This window comes from Sulfurimonas sp., assembly GCF_028694895.1.
Classification (GTDB): domain Bacteria; phylum Campylobacterota; class Campylobacteria; order Campylobacterales; family Sulfurimonadaceae; genus Sulfurimonas.
Genome location: NZ_JAQVKA010000033.1, coordinates 1 through 16821, shown reverse-complemented (window position 1 = coordinate 16821; position 16821 = coordinate 1). Strand labels below are relative to the sequence as shown.

The 16821-nt window shown below is 33.6% G+C and carries 17 protein-coding genes and 1 pseudogene; 14 read left to right on the top strand and 4 right to left on the bottom strand.

Going from position 1 to position 16821, the window contains the following annotated elements; translation table 11 throughout:
* From PHI38_RS05680 to plsY, 4 genes and pseudogenes are all read right to left on the bottom strand, one after another.
* A pseudogene (locus tag PHI38_RS05680) lies at positions 1-681 on the bottom strand (sensor histidine kinase); the annotation flags it as partial.
* Between the two features lie 91 nt (positions 682-772).
* On the bottom strand, positions 773-1447 hold the full coding sequence (hsrA, locus tag PHI38_RS05675) for a homeostatic response regulator transcription factor HsrA (RefSeq protein ID WP_299853719.1): 675 nt from the start codon (positions 1445-1447) through the stop codon (positions 773-775).
* A 101-nt stretch (positions 1448-1548) separates the two neighbouring features.
* Positions 1549-1878: a dihydroneopterin aldolase gene (locus tag PHI38_RS05670; protein WP_299853718.1), complete on the bottom strand. Its 330-nt coding sequence runs from the start codon at positions 1876-1878 to the stop codon at positions 1549-1551.
* The gene (gene plsY, locus PHI38_RS05665) at positions 1875-2489 is read right to left on the bottom strand and encodes a glycerol-3-phosphate 1-O-acyltransferase PlsY (RefSeq protein WP_299853716.1); all 615 of its coding nucleotides are present in this window, start codon (positions 2487-2489) and stop codon (positions 1875-1877) included. Before plsY ends, PHI38_RS05670 begins: the two co-directional genes overlap by 4 nt.
* Before the next feature lie 117 nt (positions 2490-2606).
* Between plsY and nadA the strand changes: the two genes are divergently transcribed.
* The 14 genes from nadA (at position 2607) to PHI38_RS05595 (ending at position 16775) form a co-directional block, all read left to right on the top strand.
* On the top strand, positions 2607-3605 hold the full coding sequence (gene nadA, locus PHI38_RS05660; RefSeq protein ID WP_299853714.1) for a quinolinate synthase NadA: 999 nt from the start codon (positions 2607-2609) through the stop codon (positions 3603-3605).
* Positions 3602-4417, top strand: a complete 816-nt coding sequence (nadC, locus tag PHI38_RS05655) for a carboxylating nicotinate-nucleotide diphosphorylase (protein ID WP_299853712.1) — start codon at positions 3602-3604, stop codon at positions 4415-4417. The genes nadA and nadC overlap by 4 nt, the downstream gene beginning before the upstream one ends.
* An 8-nt stretch (positions 4418-4425) precedes the next feature.
* Positions 4426-5478 carry a flagellar biosynthesis protein FlhB gene (gene flhB, locus PHI38_RS05650; protein WP_299853710.1) on the top strand — a complete coding sequence of 351 codons (1053 nt, stop codon included), beginning with the start codon at positions 4426-4428 and terminating at the stop codon, positions 5476-5478.
* 37 nt (positions 5479-5515) lie between these two features.
* Positions 5516-6391: a phosphoesterase gene (locus PHI38_RS05645; RefSeq protein ID WP_299853708.1), complete on the top strand. Its 876-nt coding sequence runs from the start codon at positions 5516-5518 to the stop codon at positions 6389-6391.
* A 1-nt stretch (position 6392) separates the two neighbouring features.
* Entirely contained in the window at positions 6393-7763 is a 1371-nt protein-coding gene (locus PHI38_RS05640) for a M23 family metallopeptidase (RefSeq protein WP_299853706.1), read from the top strand.
* A 28-nt stretch (positions 7764-7791) separates the two neighbouring features.
* Complete coding sequence (gene lpxC / locus PHI38_RS05635; RefSeq protein WP_299853704.1) at positions 7792-8676, top strand: UDP-3-O-acyl-N-acetylglucosamine deacetylase; 885 nt, start codon at positions 7792-7794, stop codon at positions 8674-8676.
* The gene (locus tag PHI38_RS05630; protein ID WP_299853702.1) at positions 8669-9133 is read left to right on the top strand and encodes a hypothetical protein; all 465 of its coding nucleotides are present in this window, start codon (positions 8669-8671) and stop codon (positions 9131-9133) included. The genes lpxC and PHI38_RS05630 overlap by 8 nt, the downstream gene beginning before the upstream one ends.
* Before the next feature lie 93 nt (positions 9134-9226).
* Positions 9227-10108, top strand: coding sequence for a homoserine kinase (gene thrB, locus PHI38_RS05625; protein WP_299853700.1), 882 nt, complete (start codon positions 9227-9229; stop codon positions 10106-10108).
* A gap of 289 nt (positions 10109-10397) precedes the next feature.
* Positions 10398-13013: a translation initiation factor IF-2 gene (infB, locus tag PHI38_RS05620; RefSeq protein ID WP_299853698.1), complete on the top strand. Its 2616-nt coding sequence runs from the start codon at positions 10398-10400 to the stop codon at positions 13011-13013.
* Complete coding sequence (gene rbfA, locus PHI38_RS05615) at positions 13010-13360, top strand: 30S ribosome-binding factor RbfA (protein ID WP_299853696.1); 351 nt, start codon at positions 13010-13012, stop codon at positions 13358-13360. Before infB ends, rbfA begins: the two co-directional genes overlap by 4 nt.
* Positions 13361-13372: 12 nt before the next feature.
* On the top strand, positions 13373-13822 hold the full coding sequence (locus PHI38_RS05610; RefSeq protein ID WP_299853694.1) for a ribosome maturation factor: 450 nt from the start codon (positions 13373-13375) through the stop codon (positions 13820-13822).
* Positions 13816-14823, top strand: a complete 1008-nt coding sequence (gene ribD / locus PHI38_RS05605; RefSeq protein ID WP_299853692.1) for a bifunctional diaminohydroxyphosphoribosylaminopyrimidine deaminase/5-amino-6-(5-phosphoribosylamino)uracil reductase RibD — start codon at positions 13816-13818, stop codon at positions 14821-14823. The genes PHI38_RS05610 and ribD overlap by 7 nt, the downstream gene beginning before the upstream one ends.
* A gap of 2 nt (positions 14824-14825) precedes the next feature.
* Positions 14826-15536: a bifunctional demethylmenaquinone methyltransferase/2-methoxy-6-polyprenyl-1,4-benzoquinol methylase UbiE gene (gene ubiE, locus PHI38_RS05600; protein WP_299853690.1), complete on the top strand. Its 711-nt coding sequence runs from the start codon at positions 14826-14828 to the stop codon at positions 15534-15536.
* Positions 15537-15704: 168 nt separating this feature from the next.
* Positions 15705-16775 carry a Fic family protein gene (locus PHI38_RS05595; protein ID WP_299853688.1) on the top strand — a complete coding sequence of 357 codons (1071 nt, stop codon included), beginning with the start codon at positions 15705-15707 and terminating at the stop codon, positions 16773-16775.
* Positions 16776-16821 lie beyond the last annotated feature (46 nt).

The window sequence follows — 16821 nt, the reverse complement described above, 5'->3', positions numbered from 1 at the left end:
CTTTATAACAGCGAGTGGAGTTTTTAGCTCATGGGCTGTTCCGATGAAGAGCTCTTTTTGATATTTTACGAAGTTTTGTATTCTCGCAATAAGATGATTGATAGTAGCTCCAAGTGGTTCAAACTCTTCAGGTAGCTCCTCAACAATAATAGGGCGCATAAGATGCTCATTCATGTTTGAGAGCTTATTACTAAGAGTTTTTACCGGAGAGACTAGCATCTTTGATAAACCAATCGCATAAATGATAACGAGTAAAAATCCAGCAACATTGATAACTAAAAGATAGTTAAGAATTTTATTTAAAAGGGCACGTGTTGGGGTTATATCTTTTGTTATTTTAAGAAAACTAAGTTCTTGTAAATTAAAAGGGTGTATTAGAGTCAAAAAGGATTTGTTATTTTTTGTAGTCTCGTAAAAATCGAGAGTTAAATGCTCAGTATTTAGATACATAATCTCAATAGTTAACCCTAGATACTCTTCTGGAGTTGGAATGTCTGAGCCATAAATAGACTCATCGCTAGCAGCATTTTTTGCATATTCAGAGAGTTCAATATGTTTTTCATCGATGATTGATTTTTCAATATAAAAGTATAAAATAGATGAGAAAATAAGGATTAGAGATGATGAAGCAATGATAAGTTGTATTAAAAAACTTTGTCTAATACTTCTTTGTGAGAACATACAATTACCTAATATTTAAATATGTGTAATTGTATCGAATAAAAAAGTGATTTGGTAGCCAAAGGAGTAAGTTCTCCTTCGCCTTTTTATGTTAGTTTATCTCTTTTGGAAAACAGAAACGGTATCCGCGACGGCGAACTGTTTCAATAGTAGTTATATTAAGTGGTTTGTCCATCTTTTGTCTAATCTGATTAATTGCAACTTCAATTACGTTTGGAGTAACAAGTTCTGGCTCTTCCCAGATAGCGTCAAGTAGTTGCTCTTTTGAAACTATTTGATCACGGTGACGAGCTAAGTGAGTTAATACTTCAAAAGGTTTTCCTTTTAGTTCTATCTCTACTTCTTTATAAGTAATTTTTTCTTCTTCAGGATTTATGATTAAATCTTGAATTTCGATTATATTACTACCACCAAAACGAAGACGTGCATCAAGACGCGCAACTAAAACATCAAAGTCAAAAGGCTTTCTGATATAGTCATCAGCACCGCTTTTTAGTGCTAAAATTTCGCTCTCGTTATCGTCTCTTGCAGATAAAACTACAACAACTGTTTTTGGAGTCTTTGTTTTAATATCTCCTATAACGTCAATACTATTTCCATCTGGAAGCATCCAATCCATAAGTACTAGGTCATAGTTACGAATGTCAAGGTAGTATTCTCCGTCTTTTAAAGTCTCTACTACGTCACTTTGGTAGCCATACTCTTTTAGCCCCTCTGCTAGCATTTTGTTTAATGTAACTTCATCTTCTATAATAAGAATTCGCATATATTGTGTCCTATGAGTGAATATTTTGGCGAAATGATATCATAATTTTAGGTTATTTTAAAGAAAACTTCAATTATTTTAAAGAAAACTTTAACTTATAATTAAGATTCAAAAATTGTAAAATTGCTTACACTCACCATGCAGTCGGGTAAAATCGATGGTTTTGTTATCTTTAAATCTATGCTTTTTATGGCTTTGAATTCTTTATTTAACTTTAAATTTATCTCTTTTAAAGCATCTTCTATAAGTAAAAATTCACTCTTTATCATTGTTTCTTTTATAAAGAAAACTACCTTTGCATAGTCAATAAAATCTTCTTTATAGTCGTAGTTAATATGAAGATTTATAATTACATCTTGAGGAGAAGTCCTCTCAAAATCTAAAATCCCAATAATGCATTGAAATTTTAGATTTTCGACATGTATTGTCATACAACTCTTTTTTCTTCACCCTTAAAGAGGCGAATAAGATTTGGGATATGCTTATATAAAAGAACAAACCCAATGATTATAACAGGAGCATGAGGCATGTCAGGATGCAGTATAAAGCTAGCAATGATAAGTGCGCCAAGAGCTATAAGTGAAGATAGTGAAGAAATACGGATAAGTTTAGCGCCAAGAGCCCAAACAACGAGTGCGATAATAGTCTCTAGTGGAAGCATAAACATCATAACACCCATACCAGTTGCAACGCCTTTTCCGCCTTCAAAACCTAAATATGGAGAGTAACAGTGACCAAGGACAGCCAAAACAGATATGCCCCAAAGTGTTGCTTCGCTTAGACCATAAAAATATGCAACGCTTAAAACAAGAACACCTTTTAGAGCATCTAGTAATAGTGTTGCAGCCCCTAATTTTTTTGCTAAAGAGGGGTTAGTCTCTTTTACAACTCTTAAAACATTTGTAGCACCAATGCTTCCAGAACCACTTGATTTTACATCTACACCAGCATACTTTTTAGCTAAGAGAAGACCAAATGGAATAGCGCCAATAAGATACGCTGCAATGAAAAACTGAGCATTAGTGTTGAATAAAAAATCCATTAAATACCTTGAGAAATAATTTGAGCAAATTGTACATAAGATATGATTATAGAGATATAAAATATCATCAATACTCTTTTTTGATATAATTGTGAAATACAAAAATAAGGAATTATTTTGGAACTGACAACACAACAGTTAAAAGAAAAAATTAACGAATATAAAAAGAAATTAAGCGTTACAGTTGTTGCTCATTTTTATCAAAGAGATGAAGTTTTTGAGATGGGTGATATAACAGGAGATTCTCTTGAGCTTGCACAAAAAACTATGGCTGATAATTCAGAATTTGTAGTCTTTTGTGGCGTTGGATTTATGGGGCAGAGCGTTAAAGTTTTATCTCCAAATAAAAGAGTGGTTATGCCAAAAGCTGCGTGCTGTGCTATGGCCACAATGATCGATGGGATGCAGTTTGATGCTTCTGTAAAAGCGCTTAATGAAGCTGGAATCAAAAATGAAAATATCTTGCCAATTACATATATAAATTCAAATGCTGATGTAAAAGCAAAAGTAGGAGAGATGGGCGGTATGGTATGTACTAGCTCAAATGCAAAAAAAATCATTACAACAGCCTTAAAAGAGGGCAAGAAAATACTTTTTGTTCCAGATAGATGTTTAGGACAAAACATCGCAAATCAGATGGGGTTAAAATCTTGCGTTATTGGTGATGGAAGCAATGTAGCAGATGCAGATATCATCTGTTTTAATGGCTTTTGCTCAGTTCATCAACTATTCTCAGTTGATGATATAAAATTTTACCGCAAAAAATATCCAGGTATTTTAATAGCTGTTCATCCAGAGTGCGATCCAGCAATCTGTGATGCTGCTGACTTTGTAGGTTCTACTTCTCAACTAATCAAATACATAAAAGATTTAGATGAAGATCAAAAAGTGGCAGTTGGAACAGAGTTCAATCTCGTAAACCGTCTGCGCTCAAAAAATACATACGTTCTCTCATCTACAAAACCTGAATGTCCTACAATGAATGAGACAACATTAAAAGATCTTTACGATATCTTAAAATCAATTGATGAAGGCGAGCCTTTAAATGAGATTCATATCGATGAAAATACTCAAAAATGGGCAAAAATAGCACTAGATAGAATGCTAGCACTATGATAGAAGATTTTGTAAAAGAGACACTCTCTCAAGACGTTGGACGAGGTGACTTATATGCACTAGTTGAGCCAAGTGTAGCGGCGTCTGCTAAAATAATTGCAAAAAGCGATGGTGTCATGGCGGGAGTAATGTATTGCGATATTTTGGCAAAGTTAGAAAATTTTAGTATAGCTTGGAATAAAAATGATTCACAAAGTTTTGTAAAAGGAGACGTTATAGCAACGCTAAGTGGAACGTCACATGTACTTCTTCGTGTTGAGAGAACATTTCTAAATATGCTTTTACATGCAAGCTCTATTGCAACACTTACCAAAAAATATGCAGATATTATTGAGCCATACGGCGTAAAACTCTTAGATACAAGAAAAACAAGACCTCTGCTTAGAAATTTTGAAAAATACGCAACAAGATGTGGTGGAGCAGTAAATCATAGAATGGGTTTAGATGACTCTTTGATGATAAAAGACACACATCTAAAGACCATAAAAGATTTAAAGAGCTATATACAAGCAGCTAGAAAAAAGATTCCATTTACTGCTAAGATAGAAGTAGAAGCTGAAACACTTCTTATTGCTAAAGAGGCTTTTGAAGCAGGCGCTGATATAGTCATGTGTGACAACATGACGCCCTTAGAGGTTCAAGAAGTTCTAAAATATAGAGATGCAAATTTCGCACATATACTCATTGAAGCAAGTGGTAATATTTCGCTTGAAACTATACAGAGTTATGCCAAGGTTGGTGTTGATGCAATAAGTAGCGGTGCTCTTATCCATCAAGCTAACTGGATAGATTTATCTATGAAAATGGATTAGACTAGTATATGGCAGATGATGCAGAAAAAACAGAAGAACCTACCGCCAAGAAGATAGAGGACGCCCGAAAAGAGGGGAATGTCCCAAAATCACAAGATGCTTCGGGTGTTATGACACTCTTTGTTGCTATTTTAGCTTTTTTAATGCTTTTTCCATATATGAGCTCGCATATGCTTTTGCTCTTTAAATACTATTTCTCTCTTATTGGTATGACTATTGATAGACCTCTTATGGTAGATATTGCGATAGTAACTATAAAAGAGTTTTTTCTAATCGTGATGCCTCTCTCAATTTCAGTAGCAATCGCTGGTGTTATAGCAGCAATCTCTCAATTTGGATTTTTATTTACAACAAAAGCGATAATGCCAGACCTTAAGAAGATAGATCCAATTAAGGGGATGAAAAACCTCTTTTCTATGAAAAAATTGATAGATGGGGTAAAGATAACATTCAAATCCTTTACAACACTAGGTGTTGGATTTGTATTTTTCTTTTTGTTTATTATGGAGCTTCCAACAGTTGCTCTTTTTGGGTTTGATGATCAGATGTTTTGGCTTAGAGATAAAATGATAATCATCGCCTTTGTTATGCTTTTAATTATTTTTATCTTTGCAATGATTGATCTTATAATTGTTAGAAAACAGTACTTTGATGGGCTAAAGATGAGCAAACAAGAGATAAAAGATGAGATGAAAAATATGGATGGAGACCCACTCATAAAAGCAAAAATAAGACAAATCCAGATGCAGGCTTCAAGAAAGAGAATGATGGCAGCAGTTCCAACTGCAGACGTTGTTATAACAAATCCAACTCATTACGCTGTTGCCATAAAGTATGATGAGAAAAAATCACATGCCCCAATAGTTGTGGCAAAAGGTATGGACAATATAGCTCAACAGATAAAAAAAGTAGCTCGTGAAAACGGAGTTCATATAGTCCAAAATCCACCGCTGGCAAGGAGCCTTTATGCACAAGTAGATTTAGATAAACCAATATCTAGTGAGCTCTTTGGAGCAGTAGCAGAGGTTCTTGCATATGTTTACAAAATGAATAAGAAGTAGTATATAATCCCAAAAAAATAGCCAAAGTAGTCTTCAATTGAATGAAATTTTAAAAAAAATAGATAGCGCCACTCACATAGTTATCCTCACTGATGATTATTTTGACGCACAAGTTTTTGGAAATGCTAGTACTTTTTATACTTTTTTGCTTCAAAAACACAAAAAAGTCTCTTGGGTCTGTAAAACACAAAACATAGACTATAGACTTACATTTATCCCATGGGTACAAGATATAAAAAACTCTTTGCCAAAGAGTGCGGATTTAGTGATAAGTTTTGGCACTCTAGGCGAAGAGTATTTAGATATTGAGTGTGAGTTGATAGACTTTATGCTTAAAACAGAAGATTTTTTCTATTTTTTTAAAGATAATAATATAAAAATAAATCAAAAAATGGCTACTGCTCTTTATGCTGGACTTCTTAAGTCTACAGATGGCTTTTTGTCCCAAGAGCTCTGTGGTACGACATTTGCTATAGCTAAAGAGTTAATAGAGAGTGGTGCGGATTTTAAACTCTGCAATAAAAACATAATGAAAAGTGTGACTCTTGGAACTTTGAGATTAAAAGCGATTATGTTTAAAAACATGTTACTAAAACATGACGCAAAAATTGCTCTTTTTTGTGTGAGTGATGAAGATATAAGAGCAAGTGGAGCGACTATCTTTGATGCTAAGATAGCGTTAGAAGAGGCTCTTTCTTTGGCTCATATCGAAGTGGCTCTTTTATTAATACAGGCAAGTGATTTTAAGATTAAATGCTTTGTTAGTTGCGCTTCTAAGGTAAGTTGTGCGAAAATTGCACTAAGTTTTCATGCTAAGGCACAAAAGAATAGCTTAAGTTTTATAGTAGATGATATAACGTCGCTAGATAAGGCTAAAGAGATAGTACTTAATTCAATAAAAAAGGAAATATAAGTTGAGAAGAAGAGAGAATGGTTCTTTATATGGTTTGTTATTTATTTTAGCTGTGATAGTTGGTGGTGCTTTATATGTATACAATTCACTTATGTTTGAGAGAGAAACTCCAACAATCTCGTTTAAAAGTGATGGTTATTGGAATTTAAAAGATCCATTAAAATTATCTATTCAAGATTTAAGCGGTATTAAATCGTACAAAGTTACACTAAAGAGTAGCAGCGAAGATACAGTTTTATATCATGAACAATTCATGGAAGCAAAAAGTCCTATTGAGATTAAAATAGAATCACCAAAGAGTGCCTATACTATGAAAGATAAAGAGATAAAGATAGTTGTAGAAGCACTAGATGCTAGTAAGTGGAACTTTTTTCAAGGAAACTTTACTCAAGTGGAGTACACTCTAAAGATTGACAAAAAAAGACCACTTGTAAATATTGTTGCAAACTCATATAAAATCAGTAAAGGCGGCTCAGCTCTTGTTATATTTAAAATTGAAGATGAAAACCTAAAAGAGTTTTATATAGAGACAAACTTCGATAAAAAATTTAAAGCACAACCTTTTTATAAAGAAGGTTACTATATAGCTCTTATAGCGTGGCCTATAACAGAAAAAAATTTCAAAGCGACAGTTGTAGCAGAAGATTATGCAAAAAATTCTACACAAGTTTATGTTCCTCTTTATTTAAGAGAAAAAAGTTATAAAGTTTCAAATATTAAACTCACAGATAACTTTTTGCATGGTAAGATAGCTGAGCTTGCAGAAGAGTTTGAAGAGACTCAAGGTGTTAGTGATTCTATAGAGCAGTTTAAACTCATAAATGAAACTGTAAGACTTAAAAATGAGAAACTAATCCATGAGATTACTTCAAAAGTTCCACAACATATGATTCAAGATTTTCATATAAATAGTATGTATCCTCTTAAAAATGGTGCTGTTGTTGCTCATTATGGAGATCACAGAATATACTCATACAATGATAAAGATATAAGTGAGTCATACCATATGGGACTAGATTTAGCGAGTAATGCACAAGCTGAGATTAGACCTCAAAATGGTGGAGAAGTTGTTTTTGCAGACTACAACGGTCTTTATGGAAATATGCCTATAATAAGTCATGGTTTAGGTCTTTATACGCTTTATGGACACTGCTCAAGTATTGCTGTTAACAATGGGGATATGATAGCAGATGCTTCTCACCTTGCAAATACAGGTAAAAGTGGGTACGCTATGGGAGATCACCTTCACTTTGGAGTTTTAGTTCAAGGTATAGAAGTTCATCCTGCTGAGTGGATGGATAGCGACTGGATGAGGCTAAATATCAGTGATGTTATTAAGAGTTCAAAAGATATAATTGATAAAAAAATATAAATATAAGATTTAACTGCAGGAGCAAAAAATGTATCAAACAACTATAAAAAAAAGTGTTGAACTGGTTGGAATAGGTCTACATAAAGGCTCTGCAGTCAAATTAAGACTTGAACCATTAGAATCCAACAGTGGATTAATTTTTTACAGAAGTGATGTTGATGTAGCTATCCCGCTTATTCCTGCAAACGTTGTTGATACAAAAATGGCTACAGTTATAGGAAGAGATGGTTATGTAATCTCTACAATAGAGCATATGCTCTCAGCTATATACGCTTATGGCATAGATAATCTTAAAATCATTGTTGATGCAGATGAGGTTCCTGTAATGGACGGAAGCAGTGCGAGTTTTTGCATGCTTTTAGATGAAGCAGGCATAGTTGAACTTGATGTGCCTAAAAAAATAATGCGTATAAAAAAAGAGATAATTGTACAAGAGGGAGAGAAATATGTAAAACTTTCTCCTTCAAATGATTTGAAGTATGGTTTTACTATAAAATTTGCACATCCAGTTATTCAACATCAAGAGTACGTTTTAAACTTTACAAAGCAGAGTTATAAAGATGAGATCTCACGTGCAAGAACCTTTGGTTTTTTACACGAAGTTCAATACCTTCGTTCAAAAGGGCTTGCACTTGGAGGCTCATTAGAAAATGCAATAGTGCTTGATGACAAAAAAGTCTTAAATCCTGAAGGTTTAAGATTTGATGATGAATTTGTAAGACATAAGATACTAGACGCAATCGGAGATATGGCGCTGATTGGTATGAATTTTGTTGGCAATTATGAAGCACTAGCTGGAAGTCATGACCTAAATCACAAATTGACACTAGAACTTCTAAAGGATACTGAAAACTATGAAGTTATTGAGCTTGTTGATGAAAAAACAAAAGAGCTAGAAAAAGCGTATGCCTAAGAGTGTTGAAGTTGTTTTTGTAACTCTATCATCTCCAATTTTAATTGGTATATATGAAAATGCAAAACTTATAAAGACAATCTCAAGTGAAGAAAAAAGTTCTGAAATACTACCTATAATATTTAGTGAAATATCAAAACAATACAGTGTCAAATCTCTGTTTTATGCCAACGGACCAGGTAGCTTTATGGCTATAAAGATTGCTTATATATTTTTAAAATCTATGAGCATACTAAAAAATATACCACTATATGCAACAGATGCTTTTTATTTTAATGAAAATCAGCCAATAAAAGCGATTGGAAAGCTATATTTCGTTAAAATTTCATCAGAAATAAAAACTCAAAAGCTAGAAACAGTGCCTAAGACGAAATTTACGCTTCGTGATGTACTTGATTATAGTGAGTTTAGCACAACAAATACGCCTCTTTATGGTATTGAAGCGGTTGGAAGTTAAAAAACTTCTTCTTAGCCAAAGGCAAAGCTTTAGTGACTAAATATAATCTTGACTTAGTTGAGATTATATGAGATGTTGTTAAAAAGGAACAAAGTGACAGTAAGTGTACCAGCAACTAGTGCAAATCTTGGACCAGGATTTGATTCTTTAGGTTTAGCAGTTGATCTTCGTAATGTAGTTGAATTTCACCCATCGAAATTTTTTAGTGTTAGCATTAAAGGCGAGGGTGAAAACAACCCAAAATTAAAGGGTAACAACCTATTTATTAGTATCTTTAATGAGCACTACAACAGGCTAACTAAAAAAAAGCAAAATTTTAAATTTAATTTTTATAATCAAATACCAATGTCTAGAGGACTTGGTAGCTCTTCTGCTGTAATTGTATCAGCAATTGCAAGCGCGCATGAGGCAGCTGGAATAAAAGTTTCAAAAAGAAGAATATTAAATCACGCACTTGTATATGAATCACATCCAGATAACATTACACCAGCCGTTATGGGTGGTTTTAACGCGGCTACTGTAGAGAAGAATAAAGTTTTTTCTCAAAAAAAACATCTTCCAGACTATATAAAAGCAGTTGTAGTAATTCCAAATAAACAGATGAGCACTGCAAAGGCTAGAACACTTCTACCAAAGTCTTACTCAAAAGAGAGCGCTGTATATAATCTTTCTCATACAGCACTTAGTGTTGCTGCATTTTTTAATGAGGATTGGGAGATTTTAAAGATTGCTTCTCAAGATAGATTTCACCAAAAAGCAAGAATGAAAATGCTTCCAGAACTTTTTAACGTTCAAAAAGTTGCTTATGAGAGTGGAGCTTTAATGAGTACTCTCTCAGGAAGCGGTTCAACTTTTTTCTCTATGGTTTATGATGAAGATTCTGAAATGATAGCTAGCAAACTCGCTTTAAAATTTCCAGAATTTGCAGTAAAAATCCTTAATTTTGATAACGATGGCTTAATTATTGACAAATAAGTTAGGCTCATCTTTCAATAAATCAAGGAACTTTTAGATATAATGGCCAAAAAATTTAACCAACCTCTTAGGATGTGTATATCTTGCAGAGTAAGAGATATTCAGATAAATCTTTTCAGACTTCAGTGTTTAGAATCACAACTTAGTCTTTTTAGAGGAATTGGTAGAAGTTTTTATATATGTAAAATTTGCCTCAATGATGAAAAAAAAGTATTAAAAGCTCTTATGCGACAGTGTAAAAGCTCAGATAGAGACAAATTTTCGAACATACTAAAGGAGATCATCACTGATGACAGAAAAAGTTAGAGTACACGAAATTGCTAAAGAGTTAGGAATCACTTCAAAAGATGTAGTAAAAAAAGCCTCAGATATGGGCATTGAGATAAAATCAGCAAACAGTTCAGTTTCAATGGAAGAAGCCGAAGGTTTAATGAACTATATAATGAGCGGTGAGTTAGCGCAAGCACCAGCAGTAGAAACTAATACACCAAGCAATTCAACTAAAGAAGAAAAAAATCCTACAGAACAAAGCAGCAGCACTCAAGCAACTCTTTCTAAAAAAATTAGTGAAACTCCAAAAAAAGATGTAGTAGAAAAAACTAAAGAAACAAATTTAAAAGCTAGTGAAGAAAAAATTTCACAAGAATCTAAAGAGACTCAAGAAGATGAGATTATAGAGGCCGTTGATCCTATAAAGATGCAGATAAAAAAATCTGGACTCAAGATTGTTAAGAAAAAACAACCAAAAGAGGAAGAAAAAAGCCAAGAAGAGTTTACATCTTCATCAAAACATACTCAATCTTCAGTATCTTCATATGGAAAAATAAGTGCTGAAGTATTAGAAGAATTAGCTAATAAGAAAAAAGCAAAACAGATGATTTCAGCTGGCGCTAAGAAGCAAGAGCAAGGCGTAAAAATTGATATTTTCGGCGCCTCTTTATCTGAAGTTTCTATGGATATGGATGATCAAATAGTACTGCTTGATTTAAATTCTACTCAAAGACAAGAATTAGTTGCAGAAGAGCCAAGAAAACCAAAAGTTGCAAAACCAGCTGGTAGAAATGCAAACAAAAAAGCTGCTCCAAGAGGCAGAAATGTTTCTCGTGATAGAAGAAAAAAATATGCAAAAGATAAGCCAGAAGACATAATAATAACACATGTAGAAATCCCTGAAGATATTCGTGTTTATGAGTTTGCAGAAAAACTAAACCGCCCAATTAGTGATGTTATAAAAGTTCTATTTAGTCTTGGACTTATGATGACAAAAAATGACTTTTTGGGTCATGATGAGATTGAGATACTCTCAGAAGAGTTTGAAGTTGAAGTAACTATAGTTGACCCTAAAGATGCGTTTAACTATGAAGAAGACTTAAATGAAGAGATAGATGATGAAGCAACTGAGAGACCTCCTGTTATAACTATAATGGGACACGTTGATCATGGTAAGACTTCACTACTGGATGCTATTAGAAAAGCAAAAGTATCTCAAGAAGAGGCTGGCGGAATAACACAACATATCGGTGCTTATACAGTTGAGCAAAATGGTAAAGCTATAACGTTTTTAGATACTCCAGGTCACGCAGCGTTTTCACAAATGCGCCAAAGAGGAACTGATATAACTGACATTATCATTATTGTTGTTGCAGCTGATGATGGTGTTAAGCCTCAAACTGAAGAAGTAATAAAGTTAGCAAAAGAGTCTAAAGTACCAGTTATTGTTGCAGTAAATAAAATGGATAAGCCAACAGCTAACCCAGATATGGTAAAAGCTCAAATGGCTGAGCGTGGATTAAATCCAATTGATTGGGGTGGAGATATAGAATTTATTCCAATCTCTGCAAAATCAGGAATGGGTATCGATGAGTTACTTGAAAACATACTTTTAGTTGCTGAAGTTTTAGAGCTCAAAGCAAATGAAAACGCTATGGCAAAAGCTGCTGTTGTTGAGTCTTCACTAGAAAAAGGACGCGGACCAGTTGCTACTGTAATCGTTCAAAACGGAACTTTAAGCGTTGGTGATTATGTAGTTTGTGGAAGCTCTTTTGGACGTGTAAAAGCACTTATAAATGAGCATAAACAGCAGATAAAAAGTATAAAACCAAGTCACACAGCAGTTGTTGTTGGACTAAATGAAGTTCCATCTTCAGGTGAGATTATGATGGCTATGAGTAGTGATAAAGAAGCAAGAGAGTACGCACTAAAACGCCATGAGTACGATAGACATAAAGAGCTATCACATAGTACAAAGTCTACATTAGAAGATATGACAAGTATGATTGCTGAGGGAAGATTAAAATCTCTTAAAGTTGTTCTTAAAACAGATGTTCACGGTTCACTTGAAGCGATTAGAAGTGCGCTTAGTGAGCTAAGAAATGATGAAGTTAAGATTAACATCATCTCTTCAGGTGTTGGTGGAATCACAGAAAATGATGTTGAACTTGTTAGTAATAGCGAAAACTGTGTACTTCTTGGATTTAACGTTCGCCCAACTGGAAGCGTAAAAGCTCTAGCAAAACAGAAAAATGTTGATATTAAAACATACTCTATCATCTATCAACTTCTTGATGATATGACAGGTATGTTGACAGGTATGATGGCTCCGAAATTCTCAGAGATAAATACAGGCCAAGCAGAAGTTAGGAATACATTTAAAGCACCAAAAGGTATGGTTGCTGGATGTGTTGTTGTTGATGGTAAGCTTATCCGTGGAGGACTTGTTCGCGTTATTCGTGAGGGAGTTGTTATCCATGAGGGAGAACTTACGTCACTTAAGCGCTTCAAAGACGATGTTGAAGAGATTGGAAACGGTTATGAGTGTGGCGTTATGATAAAAGGTTACGATGATGTAATTGTCGGCGATGTAATAGAAACATTTAAAAAAGTTGAACAAAAAGTATCTCTGTGACAGAAGCTCAAATAAAACTAAAAAGAACCGAGTCTTTGCTATTAGAGCTTATACCCGCGGCTCTTGGCAGTTTAAATGATGCAAGACTTCATAAACTAGACATAATTGATGTTAAATGTTCACGTGGAAGAAGTGATGCAAAGGTTTTTATTCACCCTTCATCATACAGCCAACAAGAAAAAAATGAGTTTATTAAACTTTTAAAAAATGCTAGACCAATTGTTGAGACTTATTGTATGAAAAATCAAGGTTGGTTTCGCTCTCCAAGCCTTACATTTGAGTTTGATGAACAGTTTGAGAAGGCTCAAAGCCTTGAAGAATTATTTAAAAAAATTGCTAAAGAGTAGGCGGATTTATTAATGAGTTTAGAAAAAGATATTGAATCATTTGTTAAATCACTTGATTTAGAACTATATGAAATCTCTGTTGCTAAAGATGGCGAAGATTCTATATATAGAGTAAATGTACTATCGACTGAACTTGTTGATGGTAAAAAAAGAGGCGTTAGTTTAGATGAATGTGTTCATTTAAGCCGTCTTATATCTCCTCTTTTAGATGTTACTCCACCAATGTCTTGTGATTATAGACTTGAAGTTGGAACTCCTGGGATAGAGAGAAAAGTAAGCACACTTAAGCAGTTTGTTTTATCAGTTGGCGAGAGAGTATCTATTACTTTAAAATCAAAAGAGAAATACAAAGGTCTACTCTTAAGAGTTGAAGATTCCAGTATTTGTTTAGAAGTTGATGGCCAAGAGATTTGTTTCGAGTTTAGTCAAATCTCAAAAGCTAAAACATACTTTGAATGGTAATTGAGCAAAATTTTTATATGCGCCTTGCCCTCAATGAGGCTTGGAAATATCAAGGATTAACTTATCCAAACCCAGCTGTTGGATGCGCTGTTCTCTCAAAAGATGGCAAGATTCTAGCTGTTGGTGCCCATAAAAAAGCTGGATTACCTCACGCTGAAGTTGAAGCTTTAAAATTTGCTTATCTTTATTTAAGCAATGATAAGAAGATTTTAGAACTTACTGAGTCTGCTCAAATTCACAACTATCTTCTGCAAAATCATAATGACTGCTTTAACGGTGCGACTATATTTACAACACTAGAACCATGCTCACACATTGGCAAAACTCCATCATGTGCAACGCTTATCTCAAAACTAAAGATAAAAAAACTTATTGTAGGTTCACTTGACTCCAACGAACTTGCATCTGGTGGTAATAGAATAGTTCAAGATTCAGGTGTTGAAGTAAAACATGGTGTTATGCAACAAGAGTGTGATGATTTACTTTTACCTTTTAAACTTTGGCAAAAAGATAGATTTGTATTTTTTAAATGGGCGCAGAGACTAAATGGTACCGTGGATGATGGAGTAATCAGCTCTCTTAAATCAAGAACAAAAGTTCATGCGATGCGAGATGTATGTGACTTGCTAGTAATTGGTGGAAATAGTGTTAGAATAGATAGACCAACGCTTGATGCAAGGCTTGTAAATGGAAGAGCACCAGATATTTTGATACTCTCAAGAAGTGATGATTTTGATAAAACAATACCTCTCTTTAGCATTAAAAATCGAACTGTAATTATCTCAGATAGTTTTGATGTTTTAAAAAATTATAGAAATATTATGATTGAGGGAGGCTCTGAGATGTTTGAGTCTTCAAAAGAGATAGTGGATTTTCATCTTGCTTTTATATCACCTCAGTTTGGTGGGAAAAATAGTTTTACAAGTAGAGAAAAATTTAAGATTTTAAATCTACTCCAAGATGAGCAAGATATAATAACGTGGATAAAAAGGGACAGATAAGTATGGAAAAACAAGAAAAAATTGTATCTATGTTTGATGATATTGCACCAACATATGACACTGCAAATCGTGTTATGAGTATGGGCGTTGATAAGAGTTGGAGAAGAAAAGCATGTGATTTGTCATATGGTTTTTATTCTAAAGACACTATCGATAAGATTGTAGATGTTGCTTGTGGAACAGGTGATATGATGGACTTTTGGAAAAAAAGAGCAGAAACCAATGGCATAGCAGTTGGTGAGATTGTAGGCGTTGATCCATCAAATGGGATGGTTAATGTAGCAAGAGAGAAGTTCCCTAAATTTAACTATCATATATCAAAAGCTACCGAAATTCCATTAGAAGATAGTAGTGCTGATATACTTAGCATAACTTATGGCATAAGAAACGTAGTTGAGAGAGAAGCCGCTTTAGTAGAGTTTAACAGAGTTTTAAAGAGTGGCGGTTTAGTAGTCATACTAGAATTTATGAAAAATGAAAATCCATCACTTCTTGGACGCATTAGAGACTTCTACATGAATAAAATCTTACCAAAAATCGGCGGTTTTATATCTAAAAACTTAGAAGCATATGAGTACCTTCCAAACTCAATAGATGGCTTCTCAACAGTTGAAAATATGAAAAAAGAGCTTGAAGCTGCAGGATTTGAGATAATCTATGTAAAAAGCTTCTCAATGGATATCTCAACCCTTCTAATTGCAAGAAAAAAATAAACGCATAAAATTCAATCAATCACGCCAAACTTGAGTATAAATTGCTTGATTTGTCCAAAGATATGTAAAGAAAATAGATTTTTTTTTACATGTTATGTACTATATGTAAAAAAACAGAGTAAAATCTTACATGTAAAATAGTGAAAAAGTTCAAAATGGATATTTTTGATGAAAGAGTTTATACCCGATAAATTACCAATCCAAAAAGAGATAGAAACAAAAGAGATACTCAAAGCAACTACAAAAGCTCATAGAGCGTTAGCAGAGCTAAAGGGTATCGCAAACTCTTTGCCAAACCAAAAAATTGTAATCAATACCCTTGTTCTTCAAGAAGCAAAAGATAGTAGTGAGATAGAAAATATCATTACAACTCATGATGAAGTATATCGCTCAACTTTATCTGATAGCTTTTCAAATAGCAACATCAAAGAGGTGCAAAATTATAAAGATGCACTATATTTGGGTTTTGAAATCATCAAAACAAAAAAAATGCTAAGCGTAAACCATATAAAAGAGATTCAAGCCACGCTTGAACAAAATGATGCAGGTTTTAGAAAACAGAGCGGAACGGTACTAAAAAATCCAAAAACTGGAGAAATCAAACTCATCCCACCACAAAACCCACAAGATATAGTTGAGTTGATGGGAAATTTGAGCGAATATATCAACGATGCAACTTTAGAAGATTTTGATAGTTTAGTAAAAATGGCAATTATTCATTATCAATTTGAGTCTATCCACCCTTTTTATGACGGCAACGGTCGAACGGGAAGAATTATCAATATTTTATATCTTGTATTAGAAGATTTGCTAGATGTACCTATCTTGTATCTAAGTCGATATATCATTAAAAATAAAATAGATTATTATAGATTGCTACACGATGTAAGCTTTAATAATGGGCTTCACGACTGGATTTTATTTATGTTAAAAGGCATAGAAGAGATAGCTAAAGAGACTATCCAGACAATAAAAAGCATTGAAAACCTTATGAATGAAACCAAAGAGATTATCCTAAATAAAAAGCCAAAAATATATAGCAAAGATTTACTAGAAGCACTTTTTTATCATCCATACACAAAAAGAGTTTTCATAGAAGAACAACTGAGTATCTCAAGACCGACAGCGACAAATTATCTAAATGAATTAGAAAAATTAGGTGTGTTATCAAGCAAAAAAATAGGCAAAGAGATTTTTTATGTGCACAATAAATTGTTTGATTTATTTAAAGATATGTAAAGAAAATGGCAAAATCTTTACATGTAGCGTTTGATGTGTCAGAAAA

Bases quoted from the DNA above. Each gene is read 5' to 3' on its own strand.
- hsrA (WP_299853719.1), bottom strand. From the start codon at position 1,447: ATGCGAATTCTTATTATAGAAGATGAAGTTACATTAAACAAAATGCTA.
- PHI38_RS05670 (WP_299853718.1), bottom strand. From the start codon at position 1,878: ATGACAATACATGTCGAAAATCTAAAATTTCAATGCATTATTGGGATT.
- plsY (WP_299853716.1), bottom strand. From the start codon at position 2,489: ATGGATTTTTTATTCAACACTAATGCTCAGTTTTTCATTGCAGCGTAT.
- nadC (WP_299853712.1), top strand. From the start codon at position 3,602: ATGATAGAAGATTTTGTAAAAGAGACACTCTCTCAAGACGTTGGACGA.
- flhB (WP_299853710.1), top strand. From the start codon at position 4,426: ATGGCAGATGATGCAGAAAAAACAGAAGAACCTACCGCCAAGAAGATA.
- lpxC (WP_299853704.1), top strand. From the start codon at position 7,792: ATGTATCAAACAACTATAAAAAAAAGTGTTGAACTGGTTGGAATAGGT.
- PHI38_RS05630 (WP_299853702.1), top strand. From the start codon at position 8,669: ATGCCTAAGAGTGTTGAAGTTGTTTTTGTAACTCTATCATCTCCAATT.
- infB (WP_299853698.1), top strand. From the start codon at position 10,398: ATGACAGAAAAAGTTAGAGTACACGAAATTGCTAAAGAGTTAGGAATC.
- PHI38_RS05610 (WP_299853694.1), top strand. From the start codon at position 13,373: ATGAGTTTAGAAAAAGATATTGAATCATTTGTTAAATCACTTGATTTA.
- ribD (WP_299853692.1), top strand. From the start codon at position 13,816: ATGGTAATTGAGCAAAATTTTTATATGCGCCTTGCCCTCAATGAGGCT.
- ubiE (WP_299853690.1), top strand. From the start codon at position 14,826: ATGGAAAAACAAGAAAAAATTGTATCTATGTTTGATGATATTGCACCA.
- PHI38_RS05595 (WP_299853688.1), top strand. From the start codon at position 15,705: ATGAAAGAGTTTATACCCGATAAATTACCAATCCAAAAAGAGATAGAA.